Origin of the sequence: Pseudomonas sp. N40(2020), assembly GCF_014472415.1 — a bacterium.
In the GTDB taxonomy this organism is placed as follows: domain Bacteria; phylum Pseudomonadota; class Gammaproteobacteria; order Pseudomonadales; family Pseudomonadaceae; genus Aquipseudomonas.
In genome coordinates this window covers 59,160-76,793 of record NZ_JACSZV010000031.1, presented here as the reverse complement: position 1 = coordinate 76,793, position 17,634 = coordinate 59,160, and the positions used below count along the sequence as shown (strand labels likewise).

At 57.9% G+C, this 17,634-nt stretch carries 14 protein-coding genes; 10 read left to right on the top strand and 4 right to left on the bottom strand.

Going from position 1 to position 17,634, the window contains the following annotated elements; all coding sequences use genetic code 11:
* Positions 1-58 precede the first annotated feature (58 nt).
* Positions 59-502 (bottom strand): thioredoxin family protein, encoded by a 444-nt coding sequence (locus tag IAI51_RS19440; RefSeq protein WP_187679951.1) that lies wholly within the window; start codon positions 500-502, stop codon positions 59-61.
* 348 nt (positions 503-850) lie between these two features.
* Here IAI51_RS19440 and IAI51_RS19435 point away from each other — a divergent pair, with 348 nt between their 5' ends.
* From IAI51_RS19435 to IAI51_RS19400, 8 genes are all read left to right on the top strand, one after another.
* On the top strand, positions 851-1,699 hold the full coding sequence (locus IAI51_RS19435) for a transporter substrate-binding domain-containing protein (RefSeq protein ID WP_187679950.1): 849 nt from the start codon (positions 851-853) through the stop codon (positions 1,697-1,699).
* 52 nt (positions 1,700-1,751) lie between these two features.
* Positions 1,752-2,414: an amino acid ABC transporter permease gene (locus IAI51_RS19430; RefSeq protein ID WP_003225455.1), complete on the top strand. Its 663-nt coding sequence runs from the start codon at positions 1,752-1,754 to the stop codon at positions 2,412-2,414.
* A 9-nt stretch (positions 2,415-2,423) separates the two neighbouring features.
* A complete protein-coding gene (locus tag IAI51_RS19425) occupies positions 2,424-3,086 on the top strand; it encodes an amino acid ABC transporter permease (RefSeq protein ID WP_187679949.1) in 663 nt (220 codons plus the stop codon).
* Entirely contained in the window at positions 3,083-3,880 is a 798-nt protein-coding gene (locus IAI51_RS19420; RefSeq protein WP_187679948.1) for an amino acid ABC transporter ATP-binding protein, read from the top strand. Before IAI51_RS19425 ends, IAI51_RS19420 begins: the two co-directional genes overlap by 4 nt.
* A gap of 31 nt (positions 3,881-3,911) precedes the next feature.
* Entirely contained in the window at positions 3,912-4,301 is a 390-nt protein-coding gene (locus tag IAI51_RS19415; protein WP_187679947.1) for a RidA family protein, read from the top strand.
* A gap of 147 nt (positions 4,302-4,448) precedes the next feature.
* Positions 4,449-5,213, top strand: a complete 765-nt coding sequence (locus IAI51_RS19410) for an IclR family transcriptional regulator (RefSeq protein ID WP_187679954.1) — start codon at positions 4,449-4,451, stop codon at positions 5,211-5,213.
* 42 nt (positions 5,214-5,255) lie between these two features.
* Positions 5,256-6,470, top strand: coding sequence for an amino acid deaminase (locus IAI51_RS19405; protein WP_187679946.1), 1,215 nt, complete (start codon positions 5,256-5,258; stop codon positions 6,468-6,470).
* An 83-nt stretch (positions 6,471-6,553) separates the two neighbouring features.
* Positions 6,554-7,489: a sugar kinase gene (locus IAI51_RS19400; protein ID WP_187679945.1), complete on the top strand. Its 936-nt coding sequence runs from the start codon at positions 6,554-6,556 to the stop codon at positions 7,487-7,489.
* Positions 7,490-7,602: 113 nt separating this feature from the next.
* On the opposite strand, the gene IAI51_RS19395 is transcribed toward IAI51_RS19400, so the two are convergent.
* Both IAI51_RS19395 and IAI51_RS19390 read right to left on the bottom strand, forming a co-directional pair.
* A complete protein-coding gene (locus IAI51_RS19395) occupies positions 7,603-7,878 on the bottom strand; it encodes a peptidylprolyl isomerase (RefSeq protein WP_007912322.1) in 276 nt (91 codons plus the stop codon).
* 51 nt (positions 7,879-7,929) lie between these two features.
* Positions 7,930-10,467: a PAS domain-containing protein gene (locus tag IAI51_RS19390; protein ID WP_187679944.1), complete on the bottom strand. Its 2,538-nt coding sequence runs from the start codon at positions 10,465-10,467 to the stop codon at positions 7,930-7,932.
* A gap of 130 nt (positions 10,468-10,597) precedes the next feature.
* On the opposite strand from IAI51_RS19390, the gene IAI51_RS19385 reads away from it, so the two are divergent.
* Both IAI51_RS19385 and IAI51_RS19380 read left to right on the top strand, forming a co-directional pair.
* The gene (locus tag IAI51_RS19385; protein ID WP_187679943.1) at positions 10,598-11,707 is read left to right on the top strand and encodes a PilT/PilU family type 4a pilus ATPase; all 1,110 of its coding nucleotides are present in this window, start codon (positions 10,598-10,600) and stop codon (positions 11,705-11,707) included.
* A gap of 202 nt (positions 11,708-11,909) precedes the next feature.
* The gene (locus tag IAI51_RS19380) at positions 11,910-15,611 is read left to right on the top strand and encodes a hypothetical protein (RefSeq protein WP_187679942.1); all 3,702 of its coding nucleotides are present in this window, start codon (positions 11,910-11,912) and stop codon (positions 15,609-15,611) included.
* A gap of 38 nt (positions 15,612-15,649) precedes the next feature.
* Here IAI51_RS19380 and IAI51_RS19375 read toward each other — a convergent pair whose 3' ends face one another.
* Positions 15,650-17,605, bottom strand: a complete 1,956-nt coding sequence (locus IAI51_RS19375) for an acetoacetate--CoA ligase (RefSeq protein ID WP_187679941.1) — start codon at positions 17,603-17,605, stop codon at positions 15,650-15,652.
* Between the last annotated feature and the right edge of the window lie 29 nt (positions 17,606-17,634).

The window sequence follows — 17,634 nt, the reverse complement described above, 5'->3', positions numbered from 1 at the left end:
CGCTGCGATCTTTTGATCTTAAAAAACAAAATCAAAAGATCGCAGCGTGCCGCAGCTCCTACAGGGATATCGCGTGGTGTCGAAGTGACTGCGCACGCGGGATGCTGCAATAGCTTCTCAAGGTGCGTCGAAGCCAACTCAAATCATGCCGCTGCTTACGCAGCACCATCGGTGCCTTGGTTTTGCCAATGTGCCGGGCAAAGTCAGCCGCCAACGTTTCTTCTGTGCCAATCCCCTTGAGTTTTTTCACCAGCCTGCCGTCCTTGTAGAACAGCACCGTTGGCGTCCCCGTGACCAGCGGATGGCGCGGCGATTGGCTGGTATTGAGCATGTAGATATTGGCGCGATGCCGGTACGGCTCGGCGGTCTGGCGAAAGATCGGCCCGGCCCATTCGCAGGCGGGGCAATGTTCGTTGGCGAAATACAGGATTACCGGGCGCCAGGTATTCAGGGCTTTGCGGTAGGTGTCGGGCAGGTCTGGACGCTGTGTTGCAGGGCGCATATCAACCTCGTTGCACTGGTGATGTCGACTGGGTTGACGGTAATACTCCGCAAGGCGTTGATCTACTGTCAGAGTTGACAGGTGACAGCGCGAACCCGGTGTGCACTTTCAATAATGTTGCACCGAGATGTGGCCCCGCTACCCGCAATGTGTGGCCCGCGGTAGCGCACGGTTGAGGCACCCCGCTCAACACCGTCGTGTGCGACTCGCTTATCTCTTTGATTCCACGATCATTTCAATCCGTTACAGATTCCTCGCGTTTCCTGTGGCACACTTTCTGCTATCTATTCCGTAGTAACAAACCGAGTTCCGGTATAGCGGAATAAACAACATCCTGGAGTGCTTGCCATGCATCGCCGACCTTCTTTGTTCAAAGCGTGTGTTTTTGTTCTTGCGGCTTCGTCCGCTGCCATGGGTATGGCCCAGGCATCCGACAGCAAGCTCGACAGTGTTCTGGCCCGTGGGAAACTGATTGTGGGTACCGGCAGCACCAATGCGCCGTGGCACTTCCAAGGCGCGGATGGCAAGTTGCAGGGGTTTGATATCGACATCGCCAGGATGGTGGCCAAAGGTCTGTTCAACGATCCGAGCAAAGTCGAGTTCGTCGTTCAGTCGTCCGATGCACGGATTCCCAATCTGCTCACCGACAAGGTCGACATGAGCTGCCAGTTCATCACTGTGACCGCCAGCCGCGCCCAGCAAGTCGCCTTCACCCTGCCGTATTACCGCGAAGGCGTCGGTCTGTTGCTGCCGAACAACAGCAAGTACAAGGAAATCGAAGACCTGCAGGCTGCCGGCGACAGCGTCATTGTGGCCGTGCTGCAAAACGTCTATGCCGAGGAACTGGTGCACCAGGCACTGCCCAAGGCCAAGGTCGATCAGTACGACAGCGTCGATCTGATGTATCAGGCGGTGAACTCCGGTCGCGCCGATGCCGCCGCCACCGATCAGTCCTCGGTCAAATACCTGATGGTGCAGAACCCTGGCCGCTACCGCAGCCCGGCCTATGCCTGGAGCCCACAGACCTACGCCTGTGCGGTTAAACGCGGCGATCAGGACTGGTTGAACTTCGTCAACACCGCGCTGCATGAAGCCATGACCGGCGTTGAATTCCCGACTTACGCGGCGTCGTTCAAGCAATGGTTTGGTGTGGATCTGCCGTCCCCAGCCATCGGTTTTCCTGTCGAATTCAAATGATCCCGTGAGAGTGGGGCGTCGATAACGCGCCCCGCTCAAGGTACTGCTGACCATGAACTATCAGTTGAACTTTGCCGCCGTGTGGCGCGATTTCGACACCTTGCTGGCGGGGCTCGGTCTGGGCCTAGAACTGGCGCTGGTGTCGATCGCCATCGGTTGCGTGATCGGCCTGCTGATGGCGTTTGCCTTGCTGTCAAAGCATCGCGCCTTGCGGGTGTTGGCTTCGGTGTACGTCACGGTGGTCCGTAACACGCCGATTCTGGTGTTGATTCTGTTGATCTATTTTGCCTTGCCGAGCCTGGGCATCCGCCTGGACAAGATTCCGTCGTTCATCATCACCCTGTCGCTGTATGCCGGGGCGTACCTGACCGAAGTGTTCCGAGGTGGTTTGCTCAGCATCCCGAAAGGTCAGCGCGAAGCCGGGCTGGCGATCGGCCTGGGCGAGTGGCAAGTGAAAGCCTACGTTACCGTGCCGGTGATGCTGCGCAATGTACTGCCGGCGCTGTCGAACAACTTCATTTCGCTGTTCAAGGACACCTCGCTGGCCGCCGCAATTGCGGTGCCGGAGCTGACCTATTACGCGCGCAAGATCAACGTCGAGAGCTACCGGGTGATCGAAACCTGGCTGGTGACCACGGCGCTGTATGTCGCGGCCTGTTACCTCATTGCCATGCTGCTGCGGTATCTCGAGCAGCGTCTGGCGATCCGCCGATAGGAGGCTGCGATGTACGAATCCCCCAGTTGGTTGCATGAATTGTGGGTGGCGCGCGAGCCACTCTGGCAAGGCTTTCTGACCAGTGTGCAGGCCTCGGCGTTGGCGATTCTGTTCGGCACGATTCTCGGTGTGTTTGCCGGTCTGGTGTTGACCTACGGCAAGTTCTGGATGCGCGCACCGTTCCGCTTTTACGTCGACATTATTCGCGGCACCCCGGTGTTTGTGCTGGTCCTGGCCTGCTTCTACATGGCGCCGGCGCTTGGCTGGCAGATCAGCGCGTTTCAGGCCGGCGCGTTGGGGCTGACGCTGTTCTGTGGCTCTCACGTCGCCGAGATCGTGCGTGGTGCGTTGCAGGCGTTGCCTCGTGGGCAGATGGAAGCCAGCAAGGCCATCGGCCTGACGTTTTACCAATCCCTCGGTTATGTGCTGTTGCCCCAGGCACTGCGGCAGATCCTGCCGACCTGGGTCAACTCGTCCACCGAAATCGTCAAGGCATCGACCTTGCTTTCGGTGATCGGCGTCGCCGAATTGCTGCTCAGCACTCAACAGATCATCGCCCGGAACTTCATGACCCTGGAGTTCTATCTGTTCGCCGGTTTTCTGTTCTTCGTCATCAACTTCGGCATCGAATTACTCGGCCGGCACATTGAAAAGCGGGTGGCCTTGCCATGACTGAAGCTCAAGTTTCCAACGTTCAAAACGGCCAGCCACTGCTGGACATCCGTGGCCTGCACAAACAGTACGGCACGGTGGAGGTGCTTAAAGGCGTCGACCTGAGCATGCAACGCGGCAACGTCGTCACGCTGATCGGCTCCAGCGGTTCCGGCAAGACCACGCTGCTGCGCTGCGTGAACATGCTCGAAGAGTTCCAGGGCGGGCAGATCCTGCTTGAGGGCGAATCGATCGGCTATGACGAGGTCAACGGCAAACGCGTGCGCCATGGTGAAAAAGTCATCGCTCGCCATCGCGCCATGACCGGCATGGCGTTCCAGCAGTTCAATCTGTTCCCGCATCTGAGCGCGTTGCAGAACGTCACCCTGGGACTGCTCAAGGTGAAAAAGATGCACAAGGATGAAGCCGTGGTGCTGGCCGAAAAATGGCTGGAGCGGGTCGGCCTGCTGGAACGGCGCAATCACTTTCCCGGTCAGTTGTCCGGCGGTCAGCAACAGCGCGTGGCCATCGCCCGGGCGATTGCGATGAACCCGAGCCTGATGCTGTTCGACGAAGTCACTTCAGCCCTCGACCCGGAATTGGTCGGCGAAGTGCTCAACGTGATCAAGGGCCTGGCCGAAGACGGCATGACCATGTTGTTGGTGACCCACGAGATGCGTTTCGCCTTCGAGGTCTCGGACAAAATCGTTTTCATGAACCAAGGGCGGATCGAAGAGCAGGGGCCTCCCAAGGAGCTGTTCGAACGCCCGCAATCACCGCGTCTGGCTGAGTTTCTGAAAAGCACGCGGTTCTGAATTTTCACTTTTGTAATCAGGAGAAACACCCATGAGCATTACTCGTTACGGTACCGGCAGCACCGCCGCTGGTGGTCAGGCTCGTCCATTCGCCCGCGCCGTTGAAGCGGATGGCTGGCTGCACGTGTCCGGCCAGGTGCCGGCAGTGGATGGCGAGATTATTGTTGGCGGCATCGTCGAGCAGACGCACCAGACCATGAAGAACCTGATCGCGATTCTCGAAGAGGCCGGTTACGGCCTGGAAGACGTGGTGCGTGCCGGCGTGTGGCTGGATGATCCACGGGATTTCAGCAGTTTCAACAAAGTCTTCGGCGAGTACTTCAAACGGGAACACGCCCCGGCGCGGGCGTGTGTGCAAGCGAGCATGATGGTGGATTGCAAGGTCGAGATTGATTGCATCGCCTACAAGAAGAAGGCCTGAAATCTGTGCTGACTTCTTCGCGAGCAGGCTCGCTCCCACATTTGAAATGCAATCCCCTGTGGGAGCGAGCCTGCTCGCGAAAGCGGCCTACCAAGCGATGCAATACTCTCGGTAAACTCCCGGCGACTTTGAATGGGAACCACTGAAATGACCGAAGACACCATCAAACGCAGGGCCCGAGGTCTGGACCGGGCGTTCGATATCCTCGATTTCCTCAAGGAAGTCGGCCAGCCGCTGCGTCCGAATGACATCGCCAACGGCATTGGCAGCCCGAAATCCACGGTCTATGAACTGGTCGCCTCGTTGCTGGAGCGGCGAATCCTGGAACCGGTGGGCAAGGACGGTCACGTCTATCTCGGCCGGCAGCTGTACTTCCTCGGTCAGGCGCATTTGCGCCATTTTGACCTCAGCCGCGAAGCCGATCACGCCTTGCAGGAGATCGTCAGCCAGACTCGCGAAACCGCGCAGATGTGCCTGCTCAACGGGCGCAAATACACCGTGGCGCTGATGAAGGAGGGCGAGCGGCACTTCCGCATTTCCTCTGATATCGGCGAGAACGCGCCGATCCCATGGACCGCGTCCGGGCGCTTGCTGCTCGCGCACCTGAGCGATCAGCAAATCATCGACCTGATCGACGAAGACGACTACATCCTGCCCGACGGTGAACGCCTGCCGCTGGAGCGGTTTCTGGCGGAGATCCGTCAGGCCGGTATCGATGGATTTTTCTCCTTCGACAGTGTTGCCGACACCTTCACCCATTGCTTCGCGGCACCGGTCAAAGACCCTTCCGGCGTTGCAATCTGCACCCTGTGCATCGTCGCCCCACGGGCCGATGCGAAGAACAATTACAACGACTATCGCCGGGTTCTGATCGAGAGTGCCAACAGCCTCGCCCGGCGAATCAACGAATAACCGCGGCTGTCTGCGCCGCGAATGAATGCGAGGAGTTTGACCATGACGACTGCCATCAATACTGCTGTGGAAAAGGGCGATGCCGCCATCGGCGCGCACCTGGTACGAGACGTCAGCCTGCCGGCGCTGGTGCTGCACCGCGGGGCGCTGGAGCACAACATTCGCTGGATGCAGAAGTTCGTCAGCGACAGCGGCGCCGAACTCGCGCCCCATGGCAAGACCAGCATGACCCCGGCACTGTTCAAGCGTCAGCTTGACGCTGGCGCCTGGGGCATCACCCTCGCCAGCGCTACCCAGACCCGCGCGGCATATGCCCACGGCGTGCGTCGCGTGCTGATGGCCAACCAATTGGTCGGCACGCCGAACATGGCGCTGATTGCCGATCTGCTGGCCGATCCGTCGTTCGATTTCCATTGCATGGTCGATCATCCGGACAACGTTGCCGACCTCGGCGCCTACTTTGCTTCGCGCGGGGTGAAGCTCAACGTAATGATCGAGTACGGCGTGGTCGGTGGTCGTTGCGGTTGCCGCAGCGAGCAGGAAGTCATTGAGCTGGCCAAAGCGATTAACGCGCAACCTTCGTTGGCGCTTACCGGTATCGAAGGTTACGAAGGCGTGATTCACGGTGATCACGCGGTCAGCGGCATTCGCGCGTTCGCCGCGTCGCTGGTGCGTCTGGCGGTGCAATTGCAGAACAGCGGGGCGTTTGCCATTCCCAAGCCGATCATCACCGCTTCGGGATCGGCGTGGTATGACCTGATCGCCGAATCGTTCGAAGTGCAGAACGCTGGCGGCCGCTTCCTCAGTGTGTTGCGTCCGGGCAGCTACGTGGCACACGACCATGGCATCTACAAAGAAGCGCAGTGCAGCGTGCTCGATCGTCGTAGCGATTTGCATGAAGGCCTGCGGCCGGCGCTGGAAGTCTGGGCGCACGTACAGTCGATGCCGGAACCGGGGTTTGCGGTGATTGCCCTGGGCAAGCGTGATGTGGCGTTCGATGCCGGGCTGCCGGTGCCGCTGCTGCGTTACAAGGCAGGCGTGTTGCCGGCGGAGGGCGATGATGTCAGTGCATGCAAGGTGACAGCGGTGATGGATCAGCACGCGTTCATGACCGTGGCGCCGGGCGTTGAACTGCGCGTCGGCGACATCGTTTCCTTTGGGACTTCGCACCCGTGCCTGACCTTTGATAAGTGGCGCGTGGGGTTGCTGGTGGATGAGCAGTTGTCGGTGATCGAGAGCATGGAAACCTGTTTCTAAGACTCGAAACCGAGTAGTGATCATCGCTGGCTTGCCAGCGATGAGGCCAGACAAGACACCCGCGAATCAGCAGAGACACCACAATGACCACCCTCAGCCCCTTGGGCCCCAACGCCCCGCGCATCGCCCTGATCGGCGAATGCATGATCGAACTCCAGCAACGCGCCGACGGCAGCCTGCAGCAAAGCTTTGGCGGCGACACGCTCAACACTGCCGTCTACCTGTCTCGCGCCTTGGGCGACAAGGCTCAGGTCGATTACGTCACGGCGCTGGGCGATGACAGTTTCAGCGACGCCATGTGCCAGATCTGGACAAGCGAAGGCATTGGCCTTGACCTCGTGCAGCGCCTGCCCGGTCGCTTGCCGGGCTTGTATTGCATCCAGACTGACGCCAACGGCGAACGGCGCTTTCTCTACTGGCGCAACGAAGCGGCTGTGCGCGATTGCTTCACCACCCCGGCCGCCGAGCCGATTCTGGCCGCGTTGCCGGATTACGACGTGCTGTACTTCAGCGGCATCACCCTGGCCGTGCTCGGTGCGCAGGGCCGCGAAAGATTGATTCAGGTGTTGATCGAAGCGCGTCAGCGGGATGCACGGATTGTCTTCGACAATAACTACCGACCACGTTTGTGGGCGTCACTGGCAGACGCGCGGGCGGCCTATCGCAGCGTGTTGCCGCACATCGATCTGGCGTTGCTGACAGTGGATGACGAGCAGGCGCTGTTTGGTTTTGCCGATTGCGATGCGGTGTTCGACGCTTACGCGCAGATCGGCACGCCGGAAGTGGTGCTCAAGCGCGGTGCCGAGGCATGCCTGATTCGCTGTGACGGTGAAGCGTTTGAAGTGCCGGCGCAGAAGGTCGAGAAGGTCGTGGACACCACGGCGGCGGGGGATTCTTTCAGTGCGGCGTATCTGGCCAGTCGTCTGACTGGCGGCAGCCCGGCTGAGGCGGCCGAAGCGGGGCATAGGTTGGCAAGCCGGGTGATTCAAGTGCCGGGAGCACTGATCCCCAACGATTGAAATACAACCCCTGTAGGAGCTGCCGAAGGCTGCGATCTCTTGATCTCGATTGTAAAAAACAGGATCAAAAGATCGCAGCCTTCGGCAGCTCCTACCGGTGGGGGGAGCAGTGGTCAATCGCGATAGAAAACCTGCACCAGGTGATAACCGAACTTGCTCTTGATCGGCCCATGCACCGTACGCAGCGGCTTCTTGAAAATCACCGCATCAATCGCCCCCACCATCTGCCCCGGTCGCACTTCACCCAGATCACCGCCGCGTTTGCCGGACGGGCAGGTGGAAAATTTCTTGGCCAACACATCAAACGCTTCGCCCTTGGCGATGCGTTGTTTGAGCTGTTCGGCCTCTTCGGCGGTTTTCACCAGAATGTGGCGGGCTTGGGCTTTCATCTTGCGATACCTGATAACGGGGTGAAGGCGGGGCGCGGATTATGCCTCAACTCAAGAGGTTTGGCTGATCATCGCGCGGATCTTGCTGGCCAATAGCTCGATGGAAAAAGGTTTCGCCACCATGTCCATGCCGTCCTCGAGAAAGCCCTGGCGTTCGGCGGCTTTCTGCGCATAACCGGTCATGAACAATACTTTGAGGCCCGGGCGATGCTGACGGGCGATTTCCGCGAGTTGGCGACCATTCATGCCCGGCAGGCCGACGTCGGTAACCAGCAGGTCCACCCGTAGATCGGATTCGAGCAACGGCAGGGCCACCCGGGCGTCCTCGGCTTCGTGCGCCTGATAGCCCAACTCCTTGAGCAGATCGAGCACCAGCATGCGCACCGCCGGGTCGTCTTCGACCACCACCACGGATTCACCGGTGGCCGTGGCCGGTTGCGGTTCGGTGGGCTCGACTGGCAGACGTTCCGCTTCCAGGCCAACCATTCTCGGCAAGTACAGACGCACGCAGGTGCCTTGGCCGGGCAAGCTGTCGAGGCTGACATGCCCACCCGATTGCTGGGCAAAACCGTAAATCATCGACAGGCCGAGCCCGGTGCCCTGGCCGATCGGTTTGGTGGTGAAGAAGGGATCGAATGCCTTGGCCCTGACCGATGGCGTCATTCCCGTGCCGTTATCGCTGACCGCCAGCATCAGGTAATCGCCGGCCTTGACCGGTTCGAGGGTGGTGATGTCGCTGCCGTCGAGGAAGACGTTTGCCGTTTCGATCAGCAAGTCACCGCCCTCAGGCATGGCATCGCGGGCGTTGATCACCAGATTCAACAGGGCGTTTTCCAATTGACTGATGTCAGTGCTCACCGGCCACAAGTCGTCGGCCAACTTTAACTTGAGGTCGATTGGATCGCCCTTGGTGCGGCGGATCAGGTCTTCCAGCGAGTGAATGAGTTCGTTGACGTTCAGTTGCTTGCGATCCAGCGATTGCCGCCGCGAGAACGCCAGCAACCGGTGAGTCAAGGCGGCTGCACGGTTCGCCGAGGCGACGGCGGCTTCGGTAAAGCGGCCGATCTCGCTGGCGCGACCGTTGGCGATGTAGCGCTGCATCAGGTCGAGGCTGCCGATGATCCCGGTGAGCATGTTGTTGAAGTCGTGGGCAATGCCGCCGGTAAGCTGACCGACCGCCTCCATCTTCTGCGCATGGCGCAACGCATCTTCAGCGCGCTCGCGTTCGAACATCTCGTTCTGCAAACGCTGATTGGCCTGGGCCAATTGCTCGGTGCGGGCGCTGACACGCTCTTCAAGGGTTTCATTGAGGTTACGCAGGGCTTCTTCGGTTTTCTTGCGCTCGGATTCGTCGATCACAAAGATGTAGAAACCGTTGACCGAACCGTCCGCACCGTGGCGCGGCAGGTAATTCATCAGGGCATGGCGGCTGCTGCCGTCGCGGTGGGGCGTGTACAGGCTGAACGAACAGGATCGACCGGCGAGTGCTTCGGCGATATACGGCGCGCGCAGGAAGTACGCTTCCTCACCGATCACTTCGCGAATGGTTCGGCCGCACAGCTCTTGGGGTGTGAGGCCGTACCAGTCCAGATAAGCCGCATTATTGAGGCGAAAGCGTTCTTCGTGGTCGACATAACTGATCAGGATCGGCATGGCGTTGATGATTAACTGCAACTCAGTCTGGCTCTGGCGCAACGCTTGTTCGGTGTGTTTGCGCTCGGTCAAGTCCAGCGCCGCACCGAGAAAACGAACCGGCCGGCCATGGTGATCCTTGTAGCAGCGGCCGCGGGCAAACACCCAGCGCTGCTCGCCGCCGGGCAGCAACAAACGGTACTCCTCGGCATATTCGGTGCCGTGGGTGATGCAATGTTTGATGCTGCGAGCGACCAGCGCACGGTCTTCAGGATGGACACCGTGCAGGTAATCACTGATGGGCAATTGCGCGGCGCGAGACGGATCAATGCCGTGCAATTGGGCGAAGTGGGCGTCGGCAATGAAGCGGTCTTCGCCGATATCCCAGTCCCAGGTACCGACCGCATCTGTCGCGGCGAGGGCCAGTTGCAAGCGCTGTTCTGTTTCGCGCTGAGCCTTAAGGCTGTCGTCGGAGCGCTGCTGCAACTCCAGGGCGATACGTCGGCGCTCATTGGTTTCGATCGCCGTAACCAGAATTCCGGCGACCTGCGCGTTTTCATCGCGGATCGGGCTATAGGTCAGATCCAGCCAAAAGTCAGTGTCTTTACCGTCGCGCTGCAGGGTGAAGCGCCGTTCACTGTAGGTGCGCACCTGGCCTTGTAGGACGGCGCTGTAAATCGGGTCAGTGAAGTCTCGAAGTTCCGGCCATATAAGGTGCGCAGGCTGTCCGAAAGCGTGGGGATGTTTGTTGCCGGCGAGCAGGGCGAAGCCGTTGTTATAAATTTGCGTGAGTTGCGGCCCCCACAACAACAGCATCGGCATCGGCGAGTGAATCACGATATCCACCGCGGTACGCAGGCTCTGCGGCCAGGTTCCTGCCGCGCCCAGTGGACTGCGGCTCCAGTCGGTGCGGGCAATCAGTGCCTGCGCGTCGTCGTTGGTCGGTGCAGCGTTCATCACATCAATCCTGAGCGTCGGTCGGTGAGACGGCGTCTATCATTGTTGCAGGCTATAGACGCTGTATGGCTCGTCGCGTCACGACGGCGGCCAATTCTGCTCATTGAATGCTTCGCGGGTGCTTTTTGCCATGGAAATCGATGCACTGTTATCTCGTTTGTCCAACTTACAGGGTTCTGACCTGTTCCTGTCTACCGCCGCGCCGCCCAGTGTAAGAGTAGACGGTGTACTGACGGCATTAAGCGACGAACCCTTCAAATCCGGTGAAATTGCCGCCATGGCGACCTCACTGATGGACGCCGAGCAGCGCCGAGAGTTCGATCGGGATCTGGAAATGAATCTGGCGATCTCCCGAGCCGGGATTGGCCGCTTTCGGGTCAATATCTTCAAGCAACGCAACGATGTGTCGATCGTCATTCGCAATGTAAAACTCGACATTCCGCGTTTCGAAGACTTGAAACTGCCGCCGGTACTCCTCGAAACCGTGATGCTCAAACAAGGCTTGATCCTGTTTGTCGGCGCCACCGACTCGGGCAAGTCGACCTCGCTGGCAGCCTTGATCGATCACCGCAACCGCCACAGCACCGGGCACATCATCACCATCGAAGACCCGATCGAGTACATCCATCGACACAGGCTGTCGATCATCAATCAGCGTGAAGTCGGTGTCGACACGCGCAGCTTTCATGTAGCGCTGAAAAACACCCTGCGCCAGGCGCCGGACGTCGTGCTGATCGGAGAAATCCGTGACCGCGAAACCATGGAACACGCCTTGGCATTTGCCGAAACCGGGCATCTGGTGCTTTCCACGTTGCACGCCAACAACGCCAACCAGGCGCTGGATCGGATTATCAATATGTTTGCCGAAGAGCGTCGGCCGCAGCTGTTGCATACGCTGGGTAACAATCTGCAAGCATTTATCTCGCAGCGGCTAGTACGCACCGTGGATGGGCAACGAAGGGCGGCAGTCGAGGTAATGCTGGGTACGCCCACTATCGCCGATCTGATTCGGCGTGGTGACTTTGAAGAACTCAAGCCGATGATGGAAAAGTTTAACGAGTTAGGCATGCAGACGTTTGATGCGGCGCTGTTCGCTTTGGTATCGGAAGGTGCAATTACCGAAGAAGAAGCGTTAAAGGCTGCCGACTCGGCGACTAATCTGAAGTTGCGCATCAAGTTTGCCGGAAGTGCACCGGATGCAGGCAATTTAACCTCGGGAGAATGGGGTTTGATGGATTGAAAGTTACTCTGCCAGAGGGTTGTAAGTGCGCCATTGGTAATAAGGGTTAATATATTTTGAGTGGAATGTTTTTATATCAATAAGTAGAACGTCATCGAGCTGAAATGGTCAGCTATTAACGTGATGAGGTTCTGCAGTGAGTGCTGTAAAGAAAAGCAAGTTATTCCGCTCGTCAAACATGAGTCTTGCGGAGTGGAAGCGCATGGCCGAAGCCGATGCGATAGAGCGTCAGCAGGTTTTAGTTCAACTCGAGCAAGTACTGGGTAAGTTGGCTGATGGCGACGTGATCAATTGGTATGCGCAGGAAGTTGAGCTTCAGGAGGGATCGTCGCTTTACCAGATGTATTACCCTGGTCAGGTTCTGCTTAACCGGTTGCTCGAAACCAGCGCGGTCAACAGTGCGCTGGTCCAGGAACGGGCTACCAACCATGACGGCCTTGTTCGTGTCACACCTGACGGCAAGATGGAAGTCTATTCCGGCAATGGCTGGTTGGATTTGGTCGCGGCTGGCTATTTCCAACAAAGTGAAATAACACTTTCTACAATACAGTTAATTGCCGATCTCGCGCGGGGGGCGGGAGGCTATATCTGGCCGGACTTCGATGTCACACTCGACCAATGGATGGGATTTCATGAGGTGGATTTACCTGAAAAAAAATCGAAGGTCAGAAATCTGATTGAGTTGTTCAAGTTTGATCCTCACGTCAATGAGCCGGTGAACTATTGGGAGTACTTTCACGCAGAAGATCAGACTTTCGTCGCACTTTCTGCGGACCAGTTGTCGGCGATTCGTGCAGCGACAGCCAAACTAATACCACAAAAAAAACTGCTGAATGGCCTGCACAACCTCACCGGTCGTATGGCGATATCGCATGAAAACGCGGCCCAGCGAATCAACGAATTTGTCAGCTACTCGGTCTCTCTGATTCTCGCCAGGAGTTATGTGGAAGAACTGGATTGGTTTGGCGTCAATGAAGGGCAGATTGTCTCGGAAAATACGCTCCGGCAATTACTGGTCACGGCCCTGTTACTCGAGTTGGATCCGTCGTTACTGCACACCAACCAGCGGAGAAAGATCGCTGGGTTTGATCTGTATGCACCGAGTAATGTTGAGCGTCACGCATTTACCGTACGCGAGGAATTTACCGCTTTTCTGCGGGCCAAAGGGTGGGTTGATCCTGATCTGGCGCCCCTGATAGCGCACATGCTGTTGTCGCGTACCGCACCGGAGTTTCTGGTCAGGGAAATTCCGTCGTCAATTACTCTCGGGTCAATTGCCTGGATCATTTTCTGTCGTGCCGTCGTGCTTGTGGATGCCGCAAAAGCAGGCGCATCGCGAGTCCTGACCTATGCACAGATCATGGCTTATGCCGACCTGGAGCCAATCAGTGATGCACAGAAACATTTGCGGGATCTGGCCTTGATTGACCCGATCGTCAACTGGGCGCTGATTAACCAGGTTATAACGCCAACTGAATTCGAGCAGTCGGAGGAAGCCGCTACCCGACGTGCGATTGAGGCATTTGAGCAGCACTCGGAAAAATTTGCCCAGATAGCCCGGGCATTTTCGACAGCGTTACCGAGCAGGTCAGGCATCGCCCGCGCAGCATTGAAAGTCGCGGCACCGGGCTGCGACACACTGGATGAAAAAGCACTCTCGGAAAAAGGCGGGCAGCAGGTCATGTCCATGGTCGATCTGCACCAATCGGGTGATCTCGTCTCCGGAAAGTGGGACAGACGTACCGTCCGCCTGGTCACTAACGGCGTACCTCTGCCGTCCATCAATTACAACCCATCGGGCATCAGTCTCTACACGCGATATCCACTGCTGCTGAAGCTCAGCTCCTGTGACGAGGAGATGGATCGTCAGTTGGTGGTACATCTGAAGGATCTCAACAGTGCCATGTTGTCGACCGTGAAACTGGCATTGGCGCAGATGCCCGAGGCGGATTTGCGAGCATTCATGAATGCCCGGATCAACTTCTTGACGGTGCGCGAGTCAGCGATCTATACCACTTCACGTCGCGCTGGCGGACCTGTCGGTATTGATTTTCCAAGAGAAACGCAACAAAGCAGAGATGCTGCAACCGGACGTTTTGGCCTGGTGATGTGTGCGTCGTACAACAATGCATTCGTCTGCTACGAGCTGTTCACATCCCGTGGAGAATTCCGCAAGAACGACGCCCTGGGAGCGTTGATCATTCGGGAGCGAAAACTCGAACAACGTTCAAGAATGAGCCGTCCGGCAGATTTGACCACCCATCTGACGCTGACTTATCCGCAAAACCTGCCGATCAATGTGAAATGTTTTACCCATGCTGTTGCACAGGACCCCTCGGTCAAAAGCAGCATGGCGATCATTGATAACTTCGGCGTGCTGCCGGAACCTGCTAATTCCGCAAATCCGATGCACGGCTTTTATCAACGGTTCAACGATCCGAATGTTGCCCGTATCGCCGAATTTGTCGTCAATCATCGACCGTTTTTGAATGCCCAGGAACTCAGAGAGCTGGTTCGCATACCGACGCCTCTTGAACTCTCCCGAGAGGACGGCGAGCGACTGCTCACCTATTTCATCGACTTGGTGGTGCCTTTCAAGAAATGCATTGAGGACATTGCATCCGGTGAGCATGACAAGGTCGTAGATGGGGTCTACGGCTGTTTGATGGACGGCATTGGGCTGGTGGGAACGGTGGCGGGAGCCAGTTCGAAAGTGTTGAGTATTTCCGCAAAAGCCATTTCCACAACCTCAAAAGCTGCGCGTTTCACCAGGTTGGCCTTCACCTCGGCAATTTCTCTGGTCAATCCTCTGGATGGCGTGCCATCGGGCCTGCAAGCCGGTGGGAAACTCGTGCACAAGGGCCTGCTGCGGTTCAATAAAAGTACTCACGAAATCATCGCCAAGGCTAACAAACAGCTGCACACACTCAGTGGTCGCCGACAATCCTATGATTTGATCGATAGCGCTGGCAGCGCCCAGTTAGGTCTTGGCAGCTGGCGCCCACGCGGCGCCGCGAGCGACGCCGTTGCCGTTCTGGCCGCGCGCCGCGACAACAAATGGTATGTCTTGAATCGTCGCGGCGACCTGTGGGGCAAACCGCTGAATGGGTTTTCGTATAACGCTCCTCTGCATTTACGCTACTCGCCCAGAACCTTGCCAGAAAGCTATACGCGAAAGTTCATCGAACAGAGTCTGCCCCGCGCCCGAGCGAAAATCGAAAACGCCATTGGGGCCATGAGCCGACATGACTTCAAGCGCGATTGCAGTCTGGTGATGAAGACATTATTCGGCGATACCTCATCGGTTGCCACTGAACGTCTGGTTAACTATTTGCGCTTGATCCGCTTCGATTTTGCGGGCTTTTCCCTGAGCAACATTGCGCTCGATGCATTTAAAGAACACAACACTATCGCGGCATTTGACGTGGACAGTTACAAGCGCTGGAAAAGCGCTGGAGCCAGCAACGGCACTGATATTGCGTTTGTTGAAATCTACACAAAAAACCTCAACGAACATTTCGTCAGTCTTGGCTTCAACCATGATGTGGTGGCCGATGACCTGATTCATGAGCTGTTTCATGCCAGCGCGCAATTCGACGATGTCGGCTATGCCACCGACGCAGAGGGCGGTAGCGAAAACGGGCAGCGACTCGATGTGGCGCCGTTGCTGAATATTGCATCGGGTTGCCTGCCCGTGTCGGATCAGAGCACGGCCTGTCATGAGCCTTCCAGGTCTTTTGCAAATGCCGATTCCCTGGCTGTGGCGACGTCGTTGCTAAGTCAGCTTTGCACGGACAAAGCCACATTTGATCGCAACATGGCGATCATCAGCGGTGCACTCGGCGTCAGTTATGGCAAGGCCATTGTCGAGCCTGTCCTCATCACGTTGAACAAGCTGGTGTGATGGTGCCGACCTTCGGTTGAATCATTTCCACCGACCGATCAAACCATCAGCTCCGGCCGATCCCGAAACTGCTCCAGCGCTTCGGGATTGGCCAGCGCATCGGTGTTTTTCACCGGCTCTGCGTGCACCACATTTCTCACGGCCAGTTCCACGACCTTGCCGCTGATGGTGCGCGGAATGTCTGTGACCTCAACAATCTTCGCCGGTACATGCCTTGGGGTGGTATTGGCGCGGATCACCTGGCGGATTCGCTGCTCCAGTGCTTCATCCAGTTCGACGCCCTCGCGCAATTTCACAAACAGCACCACCCGCACATCATCCTGCCATTGCTGACCGATGGCCACGCTGTCCAGCACCTGCGAAATTTTCTCGACCTGGCGATAGATTTCCGCCGTACCGATGCGCACGCCGCCGGGATTGAGCACGGCGTCGGAGCGACCGTGAATCATCATCGCGCCATGGGGCAACTGTTCGGCGTAATCGCCCTGTGCCCAGACACCGGGGAACAGGTTGAAATAGGATTTACGTAATTTTTCCCCATCGACATCGTTCCACAACCCGATCGGCATCGCCGGAAAGTGCCGGGTGCAGACCAATTCACCTTTTTCGCCGATCACGGGTTGCCCGGCGTCATTCCACACTTCAACTGCCATGCCCAGGCTCTTGCCCATGATTTCCCCGCGCCGCACTGGCGTCATCGGGTTGCCATTGACGAAGCAGGAAACGATATCGGTACCGCCGGACATCGAAGCCAGGCACACGTCAGGTTTGAAGTCGCGGTACACAAAGTCATAACTCTGCGGCGACAACGCGGAGCCGGTGCAAAGCAGGGTTCTCAGGCTGCTGAGGTCATGGCTCTCGCGCGGTCTGAGCCCGTTGCTTTCCAGCGTCGAGAGGTATTTGGGGCTGGTGCCGAAGACGCTGACACGTTCGTCTTCGAGGAGATCCAGTAAACGCTCCGGGCCAGGGTGAAACGGCGAACCGTCGTACAGCACCACGGCACTGCCAACCGCGAGTGCTGACACCAGCCAGTTCCACATCATCCAGCCGCAGGTGGTGTAGTAAAACAAGCGATCGCCTGGGCCGAGATCGACGTGCAGGCCATGTTCCTTGACGTGTTGCAGCAGTACGCCGCCGGTGCTGTGCACGATGCATTTCGGCACGCCAGTGGTGCCACTGGAATACAGCACGTACAGCGGATGAGCGAAAGGTACCGGGACGAAGCGCGGTTCATCGCCGGGCTGATAAAAGTCGTCCCACAGGGTGACATTGGCTTGCGTGCGATAGTCTTCGATGCGCGCTTGCGCACGCGCATAGGGAACGATGAGCAACTGTTGCAGCGATGGCAGTTGCGCAAGGATTTCATTGAGCTTCGTCGTCTGGTCTATCTCTTTGCCGGCATAGCGGTAACCGGCGCAGGTGATCAGGACTTTCGGTTCGATCTGACCAAAACGATCAATCACGCCGTGGGTGCCGAAATCCGGCGAAGAGCACGACCAGATTGCCCCGAGGCTGGTGGTTGCGAGCATCGCCACCAGCGTCTGCCAGGTGTTGGGCATACACGCCGCCACCCGGTCGCCGAGACCCACGCCCACGGCTTGCAGACTGGCCTGCAAACCGGCGACTTGGTGAGCCAGTTCGGCCCAGCTCAATTGCTCGCGCTGACCGTTCTCGGCCAGGCTTACCACCGCCACGGCGTCATCACGGCGCCGCAATAAATGTTCGGCAAAGTTCAGGGTGGCGCCGGGAAACCATTCGGCGCTGGGCATGTATTCACCTTCGCGTAACACGGCGTCTGGCTGGGTATGGAAGCGAATGTCGAAGAAGTCGACGATGGCTTGCCAGAACGCTTCACGCTCTTCGATGCTCCATTGGTGCAGGGCAGGGTAGCCTTCCAGATTGAGCGAATGGCGCTGATTGACGAAGCGTCGGAATGTATCCATGCGCGACTTGGCGATGCGGTTGGCGTCGGGCTGCCAGAGGATGTCGGACATTTGTTTGCCTCTTGTTTTCCTGAAGGTGT

What these genes read in the sequence shown, in the direction of transcription:
- IAI51_RS19440 (WP_187679951.1), bottom strand. Translation starts at nt 502, where the DNA reads ATGCGCCCTGCAACACAGCGTCCAGACCTGCCCGACACCTACCGCAAA.
- IAI51_RS19435 (WP_187679950.1), top strand. Translation starts at nt 851, where the DNA reads ATGCATCGCCGACCTTCTTTGTTCAAAGCGTGTGTTTTTGTTCTTGCG.
- IAI51_RS19430 (WP_003225455.1), top strand. Translation starts at nt 1,752, where the DNA reads ATGAACTATCAGTTGAACTTTGCCGCCGTGTGGCGCGATTTCGACACC.
- IAI51_RS19425 (WP_187679949.1), top strand. Translation starts at nt 2,424, where the DNA reads ATGTACGAATCCCCCAGTTGGTTGCATGAATTGTGGGTGGCGCGCGAG.
- IAI51_RS19420 (WP_187679948.1), top strand. Translation starts at nt 3,083, where the DNA reads ATGACTGAAGCTCAAGTTTCCAACGTTCAAAACGGCCAGCCACTGCTG.
- IAI51_RS19415 (WP_187679947.1), top strand. Translation starts at nt 3,912, where the DNA reads ATGAGCATTACTCGTTACGGTACCGGCAGCACCGCCGCTGGTGGTCAG.
- IAI51_RS19410 (WP_187679954.1), top strand. Translation starts at nt 4,449, where the DNA reads ATGACCGAAGACACCATCAAACGCAGGGCCCGAGGTCTGGACCGGGCG.
- IAI51_RS19405 (WP_187679946.1), top strand. Translation starts at nt 5,256, where the DNA reads ATGACGACTGCCATCAATACTGCTGTGGAAAAGGGCGATGCCGCCATC.
- IAI51_RS19400 (WP_187679945.1), top strand. Translation starts at nt 6,554, where the DNA reads ATGACCACCCTCAGCCCCTTGGGCCCCAACGCCCCGCGCATCGCCCTG.
- IAI51_RS19395 (WP_007912322.1), bottom strand. Translation starts at nt 7,878, where the DNA reads ATGAAAGCCCAAGCCCGCCACATTCTGGTGAAAACCGCCGAAGAGGCC.
- IAI51_RS19390 (WP_187679944.1), bottom strand. Translation starts at nt 10,467, where the DNA reads ATGAACGCTGCACCGACCAACGACGACGCGCAGGCACTGATTGCCCGC.
- IAI51_RS19385 (WP_187679943.1), top strand. Translation starts at nt 10,598, where the DNA reads ATGGAAATCGATGCACTGTTATCTCGTTTGTCCAACTTACAGGGTTCT.
- IAI51_RS19380 (WP_187679942.1), top strand. Translation starts at nt 11,910, where the DNA reads ATGGCCGAAGCCGATGCGATAGAGCGTCAGCAGGTTTTAGTTCAACTC.
- IAI51_RS19375 (WP_187679941.1), bottom strand. Translation starts at nt 17,605, where the DNA reads ATGTCCGACATCCTCTGGCAGCCCGACGCCAACCGCATCGCCAAGTCG.